Below are 1,301 nucleotides of genomic sequence, written 5' to 3'. Positions count from 1 at the left end.
CCGTTCTACCGGGCGCTCTCGACCGGAACGGCGACTCTCGCGGGGGTGCCGTCGTGGTGAGCAGCGCGGGGACCGTCGCCGCGATCGACCTCGGCGCGTCGAGCGGGCGGGTCATGCTCGGGCACGTCGGCCACAACGAGCTGCGACTCCGGCCGGTCGCCCGGTTCCCGAACCTGCCGGTGCGCACGATCGACGGGCTGCACTGGGACATCCTCGACCTCTACCGCAACGTCCTCGCCGGCCTGCACTCCGCCGTGCGGGAGGAACCCGGGCTGCGGAGCGCCGCCGTGGACTCCTGGGCGGTCGACTATGCGCTCCTTTCCGGGCAGCGGATGCTCGGCAACCCGTTCCACTACCGGGACGAGCGCACCGCTGCGGGAGTCGAGTCGACCCACGCCCTGGTGCCGCACGCCGAGCTCTACGCCGGGAACGGGCTCCAGTTCCTGCCGTTCAACACGCTGTACCAGCTGGCCGCCGAACGGCAGGCCGGCGGCCTCGACGGCGCGGACACGATGCTGCTGATTCCCGACCTGCTCGGCTTCTGGCTGACCGGGGAGCGCGTCGCCGAGCGCACCAACGCGTCGACGACCGGGCTGCTCACGGTGTTGACAGGGCACGGGCACGGCCACGGTTCCGGTCACGGGGAGTGGGACGATGCGCTCATCGCACGCCTCGGCCTGCCGCGCTCGATCTTCCCGCGGCTGGTCGATCCGGGGTCCCGGATCGGGTCTCTGCTGCCGGAGGTGGCTCACGAAATCGGAGCCGTCTCGCGACTGGATCTCGTCGCCGTCGGGTCGCACGACACGGCATCCGCTGTCGTCGCCGTGCCGATGCGGGACGAGAACGCCGCATACATCTCGTCGGGGACCTGGTCGCTCGTCGGCGTCGAGCTGAATTCCCCGGTGCTTACCGAGGAAAGCCGGGCCGCGAACTTCACCAACGAGGGCGGCGTCGACGGGCGGGTGCGCTACCTGCGCAACGTGATGGGACTCTGGCTGCTGAGCGAGTCGATGCGCAGCTGGGACCTCGAGGGCGTCGCGTTCGAGCTGCCGTTCCTGCTCGCCCAGGCTGCGCAGGTGACCGGGCCGGTCACGGTCTTCGACGTCGATGACCCGGCCTTCCTCGCGCCGGGGGACATGCCCGCGCGGATCCGCGAGCACTGTGCCGCACACGGACTCGCGGTGCCGGCGACCCCCGTCGACCTCGTGCGCAGCATCATCGAGAGCCTCGCAACGAAGTACGCCAGCACCCTGCGCGCGGCGAGCGAACTCTCGGGCACGAGCATCCGCACGGTGCGCATC

1 protein-coding gene is annotated in these 1,301 nt (G+C 71.1%); it reads left to right on the top strand.

The genetic code is table 11. The features are described from left to right. Nucleotides 1–53: 53 nt before the first annotated feature. Nucleotides 54–1,301: rhamnulokinase (locus QN345_RS19200; RefSeq protein WP_416347683.1), on the top strand; the 1,248-nt coding region annotated here is incomplete at its 3' end.

This window comes from Cryobacterium sp. 10I1 (genome assembly GCF_035019805.1).
GTDB classification, from domain to species: Bacteria; Actinomycetota; Actinomycetes; order Actinomycetales; family Microbacteriaceae; genus Cryobacterium; species Cryobacterium glucosi.
This window is presented reverse-complemented; position numbering and strand designations above follow the sequence as displayed.